Below are 14,998 nucleotides of genomic sequence, written 5' to 3'. Positions count from 1 at the left end.
TGTTGCTACTTTTTTCTTTGTTGGTTTCGTGTTACAATAATAATATGAATCATTATCAGAAAAAGATTGTTAAGGGAACAGTATACTCGCTACTCTCAGGCCTAATCTGGGGGATTTGTGGGATTTTAGGAGAGTATTTTTTCACTCATTATCCAGTGTCTTCTGGATGGATTACTTCTATGCGTTTACTAGTGGCAGGGAGTTTGGTTTTAGGTTTATCTGCCTTTCAGTTGCGTAGCCACTTGTTGGACATCTGGCGTGATAAGAAAAATTATCTACCTTTTTTAGCCTATGCTATTCTAGGTATTTTTTCTGTGCAGTTTTTCTTTTATCTCTGCGTTGAGTATTCCAATGCGACGACAGCGACCATTTTGCAATTTATCAGCCCAGTTTTTATCCTGTTTTACAATCGCCTCGTGTACCAGAAGAAGGCTTCGATTACAGCTGTTTTCTACGTTTTGATTGCCATGCTAGGTGTTTTTTTGATGGCTACGAAAGGGGATTTGTCCCAGTTGTCCATGACACCTTTGGCTCTAGTGACAGGTTTGCTTAGTGCAGTAGGGGTCATGTTTAATGTTATCCTTCCGCAACGCTTTGCACGGCGCTACGGATTTGTTCCGACTGTTGGTTGGGGGATGATTCTGGCAGGTCTCTTTAGTAATTTCCTTTACCCTATTTATCGGATAAGTTTTCAAGTGGATCTGGTAAGTGTGCTGATTTGTCTGACGATTGCCGTGTTTGGTACTGCTTTTGCCTTCTTCCTATCTATGAAGGCTGTGTCACTCGTTTCCCCGCTGGTTGTATCGGTTGTGAGTGCTAGCGAACCGCTTTCTTCAGCTTTATTAAGTGTTCTTTTTCTGGGATTGGTCATGGATGGTTTTTTGGCCTTGGCTATGGTGTTGATTATCGTTCCGATGATTTTTTTATCTGTAGAAGAAGCAAAACAAGCCAGGTAAAGATGATTATTTGATAGTTGAGGCTTCAAATTTGAAGCCTTTTTTGGTAGAATAGGTATCATTATAACGAACCAGGAGGCACCTATGACTGCTACAAAAATGAACGCTCAAGAAATTATCCAATTTATCGCCAATGCGGAAAAGAAAACCAGTGTCAAAGTAACTTTTGAGGGAGAACTTGCAACTGCTGTGCCAAGCTCTGTTGTCAAACTAGGAAATGTTTTATTCGGAGACTGGAAGGACGTGGCTCCGCTTCTTGAAGGTTTGGTAGAAAATCAAGATTACGTTGTCGAGCAAGATGCTCGTAATTCTGCAGTTCCTTTGTTAGATAAACGTGCTATCAATGCTCGTATCGAGCCAGGTGCTATTATCCGTGACCAGGTTGAAATTGGTGACAATGCTGTTATCATGATGGGAGCTGTTATCAATATCGGTGCTGAAATCGGTGCTGGAACCATGATTGACATGGGTGCCATCCTTGGAGGTCGTGCTATCGTTGGGAAAAACAGTCACGTTGGTGCAGGTGCAGTTTTGGCAGGTGTGATTGAGCCAGCTAGCGCTGAACCAGTCCGTGTCGGAGACAATGTTCTTATCGGTGCCAATGCAGTGGTTATCGAAGGAGTTCAAATCGGCAGTGGTTCAGTTGTCGCAGCAGGAGCTATTGTTACCCAGGATGTCCCAGAAAACGTGGTAGTGGCAGGTGTTCCGGCTCGTATCATCAAAGAAATTGATGCCCAAACCCAACAAAAAACAGCGCTTGAGGATGCGCTTCGTACCTTGTAAAAATAAAAAGAGGCGGATACTTCTTCCAGCCTCTTTCTTCTATCAAAAGGAGGATCGATAGATGTTAGATTTGATTCAGACTAGACGAGATTTACACCAGATTCCAGAGATTGGCTTGGAGGAGTTTAAGACTCAGGCTTATTTGCTGGATGTGATTGAAAAATTGACTACGGGCAAGAACTTTGTTCAAGTTCGTACTTGGCGAACAGGGATTTTGGTCTACCTGCAGGGAAGTCAGCCGGAGCGAACTATTGGTTGGCGAACAGATATTGATGGTCTGCCTATCGTCGAACAAACAGGACTGCCTTTCGCTTCTCAACACCAAGGTCGCATGCATGCTTGTGGCCATGATTTTCATATGACCATTGCCTTAGGCTGTCTCGAGCGCGCCCTGGAGGAACAACCCAAGAATAATTTGCTCTTCCTATTTCAGCCTGCTGAAGAAAATGAAGCTGGTGGGATGCTCATGTATGAGGATGGTGCTTTTGGAAATTGGTTGCCAGACCAATTTTATGGTCTCCATGTTCGTCCGGATCTGAAGGTCGGACAGATTGCGACCAACACTCATACACTCTTTGCAGGGACTTGTGAGGTGAAGGTTCGTTTCAAAGGAAAAGGAGGACACGCAGCTTTTCCGCATGAAGCCAATGACGCCTTGGTGGCTGCTAGTTACTTTGTAACCCAAGTACAGTCAGTTGTAAGCCGGAATGTCAATCCCATCGAGGGAGCGGTGGTGACCTTTGGCCTTTTCCAAGCTGGAACAACCAACAATGTCATTACAGACACAGCATTTTTACACGGAACCATTCGCGCTTTGACTCAAGACATGAGCCTCTTGGTGCAAAAAAGAGTCAAGACTGTCGCAGAAGGGGTTGCAGCAGCCTTTGATATGGAAGTCGAAGTAGAACTCAAGCAAGGAGGCTACCTACCTGTTGAGAACAATCCAGCCTTGGCGCGTGAACTGATGGACTTTTTTGAAGAGAAAGACGGAATCGAGTTGATTGATATCGAGCCTGCTATGACTGGTGAGGACTTTGGTTATCTCCTTTCGAAGGTAGATGGCGTTATGTTCTGGCTAGGTATCGATAGTCCCTACGCCCTTCATCACCCTCAGATGAGTCCTGAGGAAGAAGCCATAGCCATTGGGGTAGATGTAGTCTCTAGTTTCTTAAAAAAGAAGGCAGCAGAGTAGAGGAATTGTCTATGAAAGCAGAACTACGCAAGAAAATTTTGCAAGAAATGAAGACTCTATCTCAGGAGCAAAAACAGGCTATGGATCGAGTTTTAACTGAACGATTTTTAAAGCATCCCTTTTACCAAGAAGCTAAGGTCATCGCAACCTATCTCTCCTTCCCTCATGAATTTCAAACGCAGGAACTGATTGAGCAGGCGCTGAAGGACGGCAAGAAGGTTTTGATACCCAAAACCTATCCCAAGGGGCGCATGGAGTTTGTGGTCTATAATCCGCAGCAGTTGGCAAAAACTTCCTTTGGTTTACTGGAACCGCAAGGAGACTTGGAAGTGGTGGAACCGTCTCAGATTGATTTAATTCATGTTCCGGGTTTGGCTTTTACAACAGAGGGCTATCGGATCGGATATGGTGGAGGATATTATGACCGCTATCTGGAACATTTTGCTGGGCATACCATGAGTACAATCTATCCTTGTCAAGTTCAGGAGTTTAACTTTGAAAACCATGATATACCCGTCCAGGAGGTGCTAATCTATGAAGGAAATCTTTGATAAACGTTATCCTGTGACTAGCTTCTTCCTCCTAGTAACAGCATTGGTATTTCTCTTGATGTTGGTTTTTACAGGTTTAAATTTTGAACGAGCAGATACCTTGCTTCAGTTTGGAGCCATGTATGGACCGATCATTCGCCTGTTCCCTGAGCAGATTTGGCGCCTTTTTTCGGCTATATTTGTGCATATCGGATGGGAGCATTTTATTGTCAATATGATTTCGCTCTACTTTCTTGGACGACAGGTGGAGGAGATTTTCGGTTCTAAGCAATTTTTCTTTCTCTATCTCCTATCAGGAATGATGGGTAACCTCTTTGTTTTTGCTTTCACGCCGAAAGTTGTAGCAGCAGGGGCCTCCACTTCTCTTTACGGACTATTTGCTGCGATTATCGTCCTGCGTTACGCAACTCGCAACCCCTATATTCAGCAGTTGGGGCAATCCTACCTGACGCTTTTCGTGATAAATATCATTGGAAGTATTCTGATTCCAGGAATCAGCCTAGCAGGGCATATCGGAGGTGCAGTAGGCGGTGCCTTTCTAGCAGTCATCTTCCCAGTTAAATGGGAGAGAAGGATGTACAGTACCAGCCAGCGAATCGGAGCAACTGTACTTTTTATTGCACTAGCCGTTTTCCTTTGCTATAAGGGAATGAGTTATGTGTAGGGGGGGTAGTTAAAAAGCTACTCAAAAATGAGTAGCTTTTTGTGTAGATTGGAACCATTCGAAACAACACAGCTCTATAACTAGGAAATATTGATACTATCAACTCCGCACATCCTACATAGACAGTTTACCTAATGTTTTTTTAATATTCTCCAAAACTATATCTTATACAAATTATTTAATCTTTCTAACTCTAATACATTCATGCATACTTCTACTCCAGTAACTACCCCCTTGCTATGAATAAATCCACAAGAAAACACAATCCTCTCCTTACTCAAAATATTTGACAATATTACTAATGCTTCTAAAACATAATCCTCTATGGCAATAAAACTATTGTTTTCATCTTTGAAAAACTTTATAAATCCAATATCCTTACACCTATCACCAAAATAAAACCTAAGTGATTTTAAATAATAATCAAAAAACACATCAATCTCCATAGAAACCCCCTTCATTTTTAAAATATTCTGTTATATTATACAAAAAAGTTTTGGAACCATTCGAAACAACACAGCAAGTTAAAATAAGGCTTTGTCCGTGCACAACTTGAAAAAGTGAGCACCGACTCGGTTGCTAATAAGTCATCTGCAAAGATGGCTTTTTTTATTGCAAACTTCAACACAAAAACAAAGCCCTTCTTTAAGAGCCTTGTTTTTCTTCTATTCCCCCTCAGCTAGCTCTTTCCCAAGTTGGATGAGATAGTCTTTCAAGTCGTCTTTGACTTGTGGATGTTTGAGAGCGTAGTCGATGGAGGTTTTCATAAAGCCAAACTTGTCTCCAACATCGTAACGAGCCCCCTTGAACTCACGAGCAAATACACGTTGTGTTTTATTGAGGGTGTCGATTGCATCTGTCAGCTGAATTTCATTTCCTGCACCTGGAGCTTGGTTTTCGAGGATTTGGAAAATTTCTGGTGTGAGAAGGTAACGTCCGATGATAGCAAGGTCGCTAGGAGCATCCTCTGGTGCAGGTTTTTCAACGAAGGTTTCAACACTGTAAAGACCGTCTTTTCCTTCGCCTTGCGGAGCAATAACCCCATAAGCAGATACTTCGTCATGAGGGACTGGCATGACAGCGATAGTAGACGCGTGGGTACGCTCGTAGTCATCCATGAGTTGTTTGGTAAGCGGAACAGCCTTTTCGTCTGTGATATCCATCAAGTCATCACCAAGCATAACGACAAAAGGTTCATTTCCAACGAAAGCCTTGGCTTGCAAGACAGCATCTCCGAGACCACGTGGATGTGTTTGGCGGATAAAATGCAGGCGCATGCCGGTTGTCTCATCCACCAGCTTCAAAAGATCTGTTTTCCCTTTTTCTTTAAGGTTATATTCCAATTCAAAGTTTGAATCAAAATGGTCCTCGATAGAACGTTTTGACTTACCCGTAACAACCAAGATGTCTTCGATTCCAGACTTGAGGGCTTCTTCAACGATAAACTGGATAGTGGGCTTGTCTACGATTGGCAACATTTCCTTGGCCAAGGCCTTAGTTGCTGGGAGGAAGCGAGTTCCCAATCCAGCGGCTGGGATGACTGCTTTTCTGACTTTTTGTTTCATGATGTTCCTTTCTATAAAGGTCTATGACCATTCGTTTTCTGCTTTAAATTCATTGCTCATGATGTCAGTGATTGCTTCTTTGATATTGACACCTTCGTAGATAACTCGGTAAATAGCCTGTGTGATTGGCATGTAGACACCCAATTCCTGAGCCAGTTCGTAAGCCGCTCGAGTTGTTGAGATTCCTTCGATAACCATGCCCATGTTTGCTTCGATGTCTGCGAGGGATTCTCCACGACCGAGAGCATCACCTGCCCTCCAGTTACGAGAGTGGACAGATGTTCCCGTTACAATCAAATCTCCAACTCCAGAAAGCCCGCTATAAGTCAGAGGGTTAGCTCCAAGAGCGACCCCTAGACGGGTGATTTCAGCCAAGCCACGGGCAATGATAGCCGCCTTGGCATTGTCGCCAAATCCTAGACCATGTAGTGCTCCAGCGCCAACTGCGATAATGTTTTTGAGAGCACCAGCGGTTTCAACTCCGATAACATCCGTATTAGTATAGAGACGGAAGTAGTGATTGCTAAAGAGATTTTGGACGTACTGGGCCGTTTCAAGGTCTTTAGAGGCTGCCGTGATCAAGGTAATATCCCGCACAATCGTTTCCTCAGCGTGGCTAGGTCCTGAAACAACGACGACTTCACTACGGAGATCGACTGGAATTTCCTCTTCAAGAATAGTCGATAGGCGTTTGTGGCTATCTGGTTCCAATCCTTTGGAGGCATGCATGATGACAACCTTGTGATCGAGCACCTTTGCTACTTGTTGGGCAACCAGTCTCGTTACTTTTGTTGGGACTACAAATAAAACAGCATCTACACCCTTTAGTGTTTCTTCCAAATCATGATAGGCTTTGATTTTTTCGTCGAGTAGGATATCTTTGAAGTAGCGTTTGTTTGTATGTTGGTTATTGATTTCATCAATTTGGTCAGAAATATTTCCCCAAATTCGAACTTCGTGTCTATTGTCGTTTAGGACCTGCGAAAGGGCAGTTCCCCAAGAACCAGGACCCAAGACAGCGATGGTTTGTTTCTTCATCTTTTCCTCCTTGTAAGAGTTCTTCCTTCCATTTTACCATAAAAAGCCTTTTCATGCATCACCTGTAGATGAAAGCGCACTAATTTATAATAAGGAGACTTCTTTGACAAGATGCCTCTTTTTTGCTAGAATAGCATCAATATGAACGAATGAGAAGGAGCTGACGCAGGATGTCGCTCCCTTTATCTATTTTATTAGGAGGAAATATGCTCATTAAAAAAATAAAAACCTATAAATGGCAGGCCTTGGCATCCTTAATGATGACAGGTTTGATGGTTGCGAGCTCGCTCTTGCAACCGCGCTATTTGCAAGAGGTGTTAGAGGCTTTGTTGGCTGGTCAAAATGAGACTATTTATAGTATTGGCGCTTGGCTGATAGGGGTAGCCCTAGTCGGTCTGGTTGCAGGTGGGGTCAATGTAACACTTGCAGCCTACATTGCTCAAGGAGTGTCTTCGGACCTTCGTGAAGACGCTTTTCGCAAGATCCAGACTTTTTCTTATGCCAATATCGAGCAGTTTAATGCCGGCAACCTTGTTGTCCGTATGACCAATGATATCAATCAAATTCAGAACGTGGTGATGATGGCTTTTCAAATTCTTTTCCGTCTCCCTCTTCTCTTTATCGGTTCCTTTATCTTGGCGGTTCACACTCTTCCGTCACTTTGGTGGGTGATTGTCCTCATGGTGTTCCTAATCTTTGCACTAACTGCCATCATGATGGGAATGATGGGGCCACGATTTGCTAAGTTTCAAACCCTTCTTGAACGGATCAATGCTATCGCTAAGGAAAATCTACGTGGTGTGCGCGTGGTCAAATCCTTTGTACAAGAAAAAGCACAATTTACCAAATTTACCGAGGTTTCTGATGAACTTCTCGGCCAAAATCTTTATATCGGTTATGCCTTCTCAGTTATAGAACCTGTTATGATGCTAGTCGGCTATGGAGCGGTCTTCCTCTCTATCTGGTTGGTGGCAGGCATGGCTCAGTCAGATCCATCTGTTGTGGGCTCGATTGCTTCCTTTATCAACTATCTCAGCCAGATTATCTTTACCATCATCATGGTTGGATTTTTAGGGAATTCTGTCAGTCGTGCCATGATTTCCTTGCGTCGTATCCGCGAAATTCTAGATACCGAGCCAGCGATGACCTTTAAAGATCTCCCAGACGAAGAGTTAGAAGGAAGTCTCTCTTTTGAAAATGTGACCTTTACCTATCCCAATGATGATGAGCCTATGCTGAGGAATGTAACCTTTGAAATTGCGCCTGGTCAGATGGTCGGTGTGGTTGGGGCGACTGGAGCAGGGAAGTCCACTCTAGCTCAGTTAATTCCACGACTTTTTGATCCACAGGAGGGATCTATCAAGATTGGTGGCAAGGATATTCGAGACGTCAGCGAGGGAACCTTACGTAAAACAGTTTCCATTGTCTTGCAACGTGCTATTCTCTTTAGCGGAACCATTGCAGATAATCTCCGTCAAGGGAAAGGAAATGCTAGCGTGTCAGAAATGGAACGTGCAGCACGGATTGCCCAAGCCAGTGAATTTATCGGGCGCATGGAAAACAAATTTGAGAGTCAGGTTGAAGAACGTGGCACCAACTTTTCTGGTGGACAAAAGCAACGGATGTCCATTGCCCGTGGGATTGTCAGCAATCCCCGTATCCTGATTTTTGACGATTCGACTTCGGCTTTGGATGCCAAGTCAGAGAGACTCGTGCAGGAAGCTTTGAATAAAGACCTGAAAGGGACGACAACCATTATCATCGCTCAAAAGATCAGTTCAGTCGTCCATGCAGACAAGATTTTAGTCTTGGACCAAGGGCGTTTGATTGGAGAAGGAAGGCATGCGGACTTGGTAGCTAGCAATGCTGTCTACCGCGAAATCTACGAAACACAAAAGGGAAAGGAGGAATAAAATGAAAACCGTTCGATTTTTCTGGAATTATTTTAAAGTTTACAAGTTCTCCTTTGTCATTGTGATTCTGATGGTTGCAGTTGCGACGATTGCCCAAGCTCTCTTTCCAGTTTTTTCAGGTCAAGCAGTGACGGAACTCGCTAACCTAGTTTTGGCTTATCAAAATGGGACTTCAGAACAAGCTTGGCAAAGTTTATCAGCTCTGATGCTGAATCTAGCTCTGGTTGTTCTCGCATTAGTGGTGTCCAGTTTGATTTACATGACCTTGATGACCCGTGTGATTGCTGAGTCAACAAATGAGATGCGTAAGGGCCTCTTTGGCAAACTTTCTCGTTTAACGGTTTCTTTCTTTGACCGCCATCAGGATGGTGACATCCTCTCTCGCTTTACGAGTGACTTGGATAACATCCTTCAAGCCTTCAATGAAAGCCTAGTTCAGGTCATGAGCAATATTGCTCTTTACATCGGTTTGATTTTTGTCATGTTTTCAAGAAATGTGACGCTAGCCCTGATAACAGTAGCCAGCACCCCAGTTGCCTTTCTCATGTTGGTCTTCATTGTGAAAATGGCCCGCAAGTACACCAATCTCCAGCAAAAAGAGGTTGGGAAACTCAACGCCTACATGGACGAGAGTATTTCTGGACAGAAAGCTGTTATCGTACAAGGAATTCAAGACGACATCGTAGCAGGCTTTGTGAAGCAAAATGAGCGCGTGCGTAAGGCAACCTTTAAAGGGAGAATGTTCTCAGGCATCCTCTTTCCAGTTATGAATGGGATGAGCTTGGTCAATACGGCCATCGTTATTTTTGCAGGTTCTGCGGTCTTGCTGAACGATCCAAGTATCGAAACAACGACAGCCCTAGGCTTGATTGTCATGTTTACCCAATTTTCTCAGCAGTACTACCAGCCAATTATCCAGGTGGCTGCGAGTTGGGGGAGTCTCCAGTTGGCCTTTACTGGAGCGGATCGTATCCAAGAAATGTTCGATGCAGAAGAAGAGATTCGTCCGCAAAATGCACCTGCCTTTACGGAATTGCGAGAAGGTGTTGAAATCAGTCAAATTGATTTCTCTTATGTGCCAGACAAGCCGATTTTAAAAGATGTCAGCATTTCAGCTCCTAAGGGGCAGATGATAGCAGTTGTAGGCCCGACTGGTTCGGGGAAAACAACCATCATGAACCTCATCAATCGTTTCTACGATGTGGATGCAGGTAGCATTTGCTTTGATGGCAAAGACATCCGTGACTACGACTTGGACAGTCTGCGGAGTAAGGTCGGGATTGTCTTGCAGGATTCGGTCTTGTTTAGCGGAACAATCCGAGACAATATCCGCTTTGGTGTGCCAGATGCCAGTCAGGAAATGGTCGAAGCAGCTGCCAAGGCAACTCATATTCATGACTACATTGAAAGCTTGCCTGACAAGTATGATACCCTTATTGATGATGAGCAAAACATCTTCTCAACTGGTCAGAAACAATTGATTTCCATCGCCCGGACCTTGATGACAGATCCTCAAGTCCTAATCTTAGATGAAGCGACTTCCAATGTGGATACCGTAACAGAAAGCAAGATTCAACATGCCATGGAGGCAGTTGTAGCAGGTCGAACCAGTTTTGTCATTGCCCATCGTCTCAAGACAATCCTCAATGCCGATCAGATTATTGTCCTCAAAGATGGAGAGGTTATTGAACGTGGAAATCATCACGAGTTGCTCAAACTCGGCGGTTTCTACTCGGAACTGTATCACAATCAATTTGTCTTCGAATAAAAAAGAAGTTGTCCTTATTGGGCAGCTTTTTCTTATCCATAAAAAATACTTATCACGGTCTTTAAAAAAACATATTAGACAGGAAAGGGTTGGAGTGATAAGATAAGACTGTCGCAAGAAAATCGAAAGGAGACACATCATGGCTAGAACGGTTGTAGGAGTTGCTGCAAATCTATGTCCTGTAGATGCAGAAGGGAAAAACATTCACTCATCTGTATCCTGTAAATTTGCAGAGAGCATTCGTCAAGTCGGAGGTCTCCCTTTAGTGATTCCTGTAGGGGATGAGTCCATTGTGCGCGATTATGTAGAAATGATTGACAAACTCATCTTGACAGGTGGACAAAATGTCCATCCCCAGTTTTATGGAGAGAAAAAGACCATTGAGAGCGATGATTACAACCTTGTACGCGATGAGTTTGAACTAGCTCTCTTGAAAGAAGCGCTCCGTCAGAATAAACCAATTATGGCAATCTGTCGCGGGGTTCAGCTGGTCAATGTTGCTTTTGGCGGCACTCTTCACCAAGAAATTGAAGGTCACTGGCAAGGCTTGCCTTTTGGAACCTCTCATTCTATTGAAACAGTAGAAGGAAGCGTGGTGGCTAAGTTATTTGGCAAAGAAAGTCAGGTTAATTCAGTGCATCGTCAGAGCATTAAAGATCTAGCACCCAATTTCCGTGTGACAGCGGTGGATCCTCGAGATCAGACAGTGGAAGCGATTGAGTCTATTGACGAACATCGCATTATCGGCTTGCAGTGGCACCCAGAGTTTCTGGTCAATGAAGAAGATGGCAATTTAGAACTATTTGAGTATTTATTAAATGAATTGTAACGGTTAGAGTCTCTAGCCGTTTTTATTCGCCCTTTCAGATTTTTTATATTTTAGCAAATTTACGCAAACGTTTGAATTCTGATAAAAATTGGGCAAATTCAATAAAAAAGCTTGAAAAAATCGAAGGTAAGCGTTATGATAGAAAAGAAGAAATTTTGGAGGATTATCATGTCACATATTAAATTTGATTATTCAAAAGTTTTAGACAAATTTGTTGCCCCACATGAAGTGGAATACATGCAAGCACAAGTAACAGCTGCAGACGAATTGCTCCGTAAAGGAACTGGTGCTGGTAGTGACTTCTTGGGTTGGTTGGACCTTCCTGAAAACTACGACCGCGAAGAATTTGACCGCATCTTGAAAGCTGCTGAGCAAATTAAAGCAGACAGCGATGTTTTGGTTGTTATCGGTATTGGTGGATCATACCTTGGAGCAAAAGCTGCCATTGACTTCTTGAACCACCACTTTGCAAACTTGCAAACAAAAGAAGAACGCAAAGCACCACAAATCCTTTATGCTGGAAACTCAATCTCATCAACTTACCTTGCTGACTTGGTAGAGTACGTAGCTGACAAAGACTTCTCAGTAAACGTGATTTCTAAATCAGGTACAACAACAGAACCAGCGATCGCTTTCCGTGTCTTCAAAGAACTCTTGGTTAAGAAATACGGACAAGAAGAAGCTAACAAACGTATCTATGCTACAACTGACCGCCAAAAAGGTGCTGTTAAGGTTGAAGCAGATGCCAACGGTTGGGAAACATTTGTGGTTCCAGATGACATCGGTGGACGCTTCTCAGTATTGACAGCAGTTGGTTTGCTTCCAATCGCAGCATCAGGTGCAGATATCAAAGCCCTTATGGAAGGTGCTAATGCTGCTCGTAAAGACTACACTTCAGACAAGATTGCTGAAAACGAAGCTTACCAGTACGCAGCTGTTCGTAACATCCTTTACCGTAAAGGATATGCTACTGAAATCTTGGTAAACTACGAGCCATCTCTTCAATACTTCTCAGAATGGTGGAAACAATTGGCTGGTGAGTCAGAAGGGAAGGACCAAAAAGGTATTTACCCAACTTCAGCTAACTTCTCAACTGACTTGCACTCACTTGGTCAATTTATCCAAGAAGGAACTCGTATCATGTTTGAAACAGTTGTCCGTGTTGACAAACCGCGTAAGAACGTGATCATTCCTACTTTGGAAGAAGACCTTGACGGACTTGGTTACCTTCAAGGAAAAGACGTTGACTTTGTAAACAAAAAAGCGACTGACGGTGTTCTTCTTGCCCACACTGACGGTGATGTGCCAAACATGTACGTAACTCTTCCTGAGCAAGACGCTTTCACTCTTGGTTACACTATCTACTTCTTCGAATTGGCAATTGCCCTTTCAGGTTACTTGAATGCCATTAACCCATTTGACCAACCAGGTGTTGAAGCATACAAACGCAACATGTTTGCCCTTCTTGGAAAACCAGGATTTGAAGAATTGAGCAAAGAGCTTAACGCACGTCTATAATAGAAGAAAAGAGTGGCTTGCCCACTCTTTTTACTCTCTTTATTCCTAGACATTGGACTCAGGCGAGACTTGTGATATAATATAGAAAGCAAAAAGGCAGACGCCTAGAGACTTTATAGGAGAAACTATGTCAAAAGATATCCGCGTACGCTACGCACCAAGTCCAACAGGACTACTACACATCGGAAATGCCCGTACAGCATTGTTTAACTACCTTTACGCACGCCATCATGGTGGAACTTTTATCATTCGTATCGAAGATACTGACCGTAAACGCCATGTTGAGGATGGAGAACGCTCACAGCTTGAAAATCTTCGCTGGTTGGGGATTGACTGGGATGAAAGTCCAGAAACTCATGAAAATTACCGTCAATCAGAGCGTTTGGAACTCTATCAAAAATATATCGACCAATTGCTAGCTGAAGGAAAAGCCTACAAATCATACGTTACAGAAGAAGAGTTGGCGGCTGAGCGCGAACGCCAAGAAGCAGCTGGCGAAACACCACGTTACATCAATGAATATCTTGGTATGAGCGAAGAAGAAAAAGTAGCTTACATCGCAGAACGTGAAGCAGCTGGTATCATCCCAACTGTTCGTTTGGCTGTCAATGAGTCTGGTATCTACAAATGGCATGATATGGTCAAAGGTGATATCGAGTTTGAAGGTGGCAACATCGGTGGCGACTGGGTTATCCAAAAGAAAGATGGTTACCCAACTTACAACTTTGCCGTTGTCATCGATGACCACGACATGCAAATTTCCCATGTTATTCGCGGTGATGACCACATTGCCAACACCCCAAAACAGCTCATGGTCTATGAAGCGCTTGGTTGGGAAGCTCCAGAGTTCGGTCACATGACTTTGATCATCAACTCTGAAACGGGTAAAAAATTGTCTAAACGGGACACTAACACCCTTCAGTTTATCGAAGACTACCGTAAAAAAGGCTATCTTCCAGAAGCAGTCTTTAACTTTATTACCCTTCTTGGCTGGAACCCTGGTGGGGAAGACGAAATCTTCTCTCGTGAAGAGCTCATCAAGCTCTTTGATGAAAACCGCCTCAGCAAATCTCCAGCGGCTTTCGACCAGAAGAAACTAGACTGGATGAGTAATGACTACATCAAGAGAGCTGACTTGGCAACTATCTTTGAAATGGCCAAACCATTCCTTGAAGAAGCAGGACGATTGACTGACAAGTCTGAAAAAATGGTGGAACTCTACAAACCACAAATGAAGTCAGTGGATGAAATCGTTCCACTGACAGATCTTTTCTTCTCAGATTTCCCAGAGTTGACAGACGCTGAGCGCGAGGTCATGGCAGGAGAAACCGTTCCGGTTGTTCTAGAAGCCTTCAAAGCGAAACTAGAAGCAATGACAGATGAAGAATTTGTGACAGAAAACATCTTCCCACAAATCAAAGCAGTTCAAAAAGAAACAGGTATTAAAGGGAAAAACCTCTTCATGCCGATTCGTATTGCCGTTTCAGGTGAAATGCATGGACCAGAATTACCAGACACCATTTTCTTACTCGGACGTGAAAAGTCAATCCAGCATATTGAAAACATACTGAAAGAGATTTCTAAATAAAAAGGACTTCCGATGGATACATGGGAAAAAATGTATGAAGAAGCACGAGCCTTATACAATCCTCATGAAGTTTCTGACTTTGTTTATGCTAACCATGTTGTTGCTGCAGTAGAAGCAGAAGATGGTCAGATCTTCACAGGATTTTGTATGGAGGGCACTTGTGGCGTTTTTCATCTCTGTGCAGAACGAGCGGCTCTCTTCAATATGTATCAATTTTCAGGACAAACCAAAGTTAAGAAAATCCTCGCCTTTCGAGATAAACCTCCCTACGGCGAAGGATCAGGTATGCCCTGTGGCGCTTGCAGAGAATTTCTCTTAGAATTGAATGCTGAAAACAAAGAAGCAGAGTTCATGATGGACTACGAAACAAGAAAAACAATTAAGGTTGCCGAGTTGATTCCTTACTGGTGGGGAGAGGAACGTGCGACAAATTGGAAAGATAAATAGAAGGAGTCAGTTTAACTGGCTCTTTCCCTAATCTTTTCAGAATTTCGGTAAAGAGGAAAAAAGTCCTTGACAAAGGTAAAAAAGTAGGTATAATAGAAAGAGTTGAAAAGCTCAGGTCCGTTGGTCAAGGGGTTAAGACACCGCCTTTTCACGGCGGTAACACGGGTTCGAATCCCGTACGGACTA

14 protein-coding genes and 1 tRNA gene are annotated in these 14,998 nt (G+C 43.4%); 12 read left to right on the top strand and 3 right to left on the bottom strand.

What is annotated here, in order from left to right; translation table 11 throughout:
* Positions 1-44: 44 nt before the first annotated feature.
* The 5 genes from O3622_RS07605 to O3622_RS07585 all read left to right on the top strand — a co-directional run bounded on the left by O3622_RS07605 (position 45) and on the right by O3622_RS07585 (position 4,146).
* Positions 45-956: a DMT family transporter gene (locus O3622_RS07605; RefSeq protein ID WP_371607289.1), complete on the top strand. Its 912-nt coding sequence runs from the start codon at positions 45-47 to the stop codon at positions 954-956.
* A gap of 84 nt (positions 957-1,040) precedes the next feature.
* Positions 1,041-1,739, top strand: a complete 699-nt coding sequence (dapD, locus tag O3622_RS07600; protein WP_000127447.1) for a 2,3,4,5-tetrahydropyridine-2,6-dicarboxylate N-acetyltransferase — start codon at positions 1,041-1,043, stop codon at positions 1,737-1,739.
* Positions 1,740-1,800: 61 nt separating this feature from the next.
* Positions 1,801-2,931: an N-acetyldiaminopimelate deacetylase gene (locus O3622_RS07595; protein WP_371607288.1), complete on the top strand. Its 1,131-nt coding sequence runs from the start codon at positions 1,801-1,803 to the stop codon at positions 2,929-2,931.
* Between the two features lie 11 nt (positions 2,932-2,942).
* Entirely contained in the window at positions 2,943-3,482 is a 540-nt protein-coding gene (locus tag O3622_RS07590) for a 5-formyltetrahydrofolate cyclo-ligase (protein ID WP_000642762.1), read from the top strand.
* Complete coding sequence (locus O3622_RS07585; protein ID WP_371607287.1) at positions 3,466-4,146, top strand: rhomboid family intramembrane serine protease; 681 nt, start codon at positions 3,466-3,468, stop codon at positions 4,144-4,146. The genes O3622_RS07590 and O3622_RS07585 overlap by 17 nt, the downstream gene beginning before the upstream one ends.
* 158 nt (positions 4,147-4,304) lie before the next feature.
* Here the strand turns inward: O3622_RS07585 and O3622_RS07580 are convergent, their stop codons facing one another.
* The 3 genes from O3622_RS07580 to O3622_RS07570 all read right to left on the bottom strand — a co-directional run bounded on the left by O3622_RS07580 (position 4,305) and on the right by O3622_RS07570 (position 6,749).
* The gene (locus O3622_RS07580) at positions 4,305-4,592 is read right to left on the bottom strand and encodes a hypothetical protein (RefSeq protein ID WP_000401878.1); all 288 of its coding nucleotides are present in this window, start codon (positions 4,590-4,592) and stop codon (positions 4,305-4,307) included.
* 219 nt (positions 4,593-4,811) lie between these two features.
* Positions 4,812-5,711, bottom strand: coding sequence for a UTP--glucose-1-phosphate uridylyltransferase GalU (gene galU / locus O3622_RS07575; RefSeq protein WP_000811022.1), 900 nt, complete (start codon positions 5,709-5,711; stop codon positions 4,812-4,814).
* Between the two features lie 21 nt (positions 5,712-5,732).
* Positions 5,733-6,749, bottom strand: a complete 1,017-nt coding sequence (locus O3622_RS07570; protein ID WP_268724305.1) for an NAD(P)H-dependent glycerol-3-phosphate dehydrogenase — start codon at positions 6,747-6,749, stop codon at positions 5,733-5,735.
* 206 nt (positions 6,750-6,955) lie between these two features.
* Here O3622_RS07570 and O3622_RS07565 point away from each other — a divergent pair, with 206 nt between their 5' ends.
* The 7 genes from O3622_RS07565 (at position 6,956) to O3622_RS07535 (ending at position 14,998) form a co-directional block, all read left to right on the top strand.
* Positions 6,956-8,662, top strand: a complete 1,707-nt coding sequence (locus O3622_RS07565; protein ID WP_371607286.1) for an ABC transporter ATP-binding protein — start codon at positions 6,956-6,958, stop codon at positions 8,660-8,662.
* 1 nt (position 8,663) lies between these two features.
* Entirely contained in the window at positions 8,664-10,430 is a 1,767-nt protein-coding gene (locus tag O3622_RS07560; RefSeq protein WP_247955280.1) for an ABC transporter ATP-binding protein, read from the top strand.
* Between the two features lie 139 nt (positions 10,431-10,569).
* A complete protein-coding gene (locus O3622_RS07555) occupies positions 10,570-11,259 on the top strand; it encodes a gamma-glutamyl-gamma-aminobutyrate hydrolase family protein (protein WP_000124757.1) in 690 nt (229 codons plus the stop codon).
* 168 nt (positions 11,260-11,427) lie between these two features.
* Entirely contained in the window at positions 11,428-12,777 is a 1,350-nt protein-coding gene (locus tag O3622_RS07550; RefSeq protein WP_371607285.1) for a glucose-6-phosphate isomerase, read from the top strand.
* Positions 12,778-12,904: 127 nt separating this feature from the next.
* Positions 12,905-14,365: a glutamate--tRNA ligase gene (gltX, locus tag O3622_RS07545; protein WP_371607284.1), complete on the top strand. Its 1,461-nt coding sequence runs from the start codon at positions 12,905-12,907 to the stop codon at positions 14,363-14,365.
* Positions 14,366-14,377: 12 nt separating this feature from the next.
* Positions 14,378-14,812, top strand: a complete 435-nt coding sequence (locus tag O3622_RS07540) for a cytidine deaminase (RefSeq protein ID WP_000382000.1) — start codon at positions 14,378-14,380, stop codon at positions 14,810-14,812.
* Between the two features lie 114 nt (positions 14,813-14,926).
* Positions 14,927-14,998, top strand: a tRNA-Glu gene (locus tag O3622_RS07535).

The sequence above is a fragment of the Streptococcus sp. 27098_8_51 genome (assembly GCF_041432205.1).
GTDB lineage: Bacteria > Bacillota > Bacilli > Lactobacillales > Streptococcaceae > Streptococcus.
This window is presented reverse-complemented; position numbering and strand designations above follow the sequence as displayed.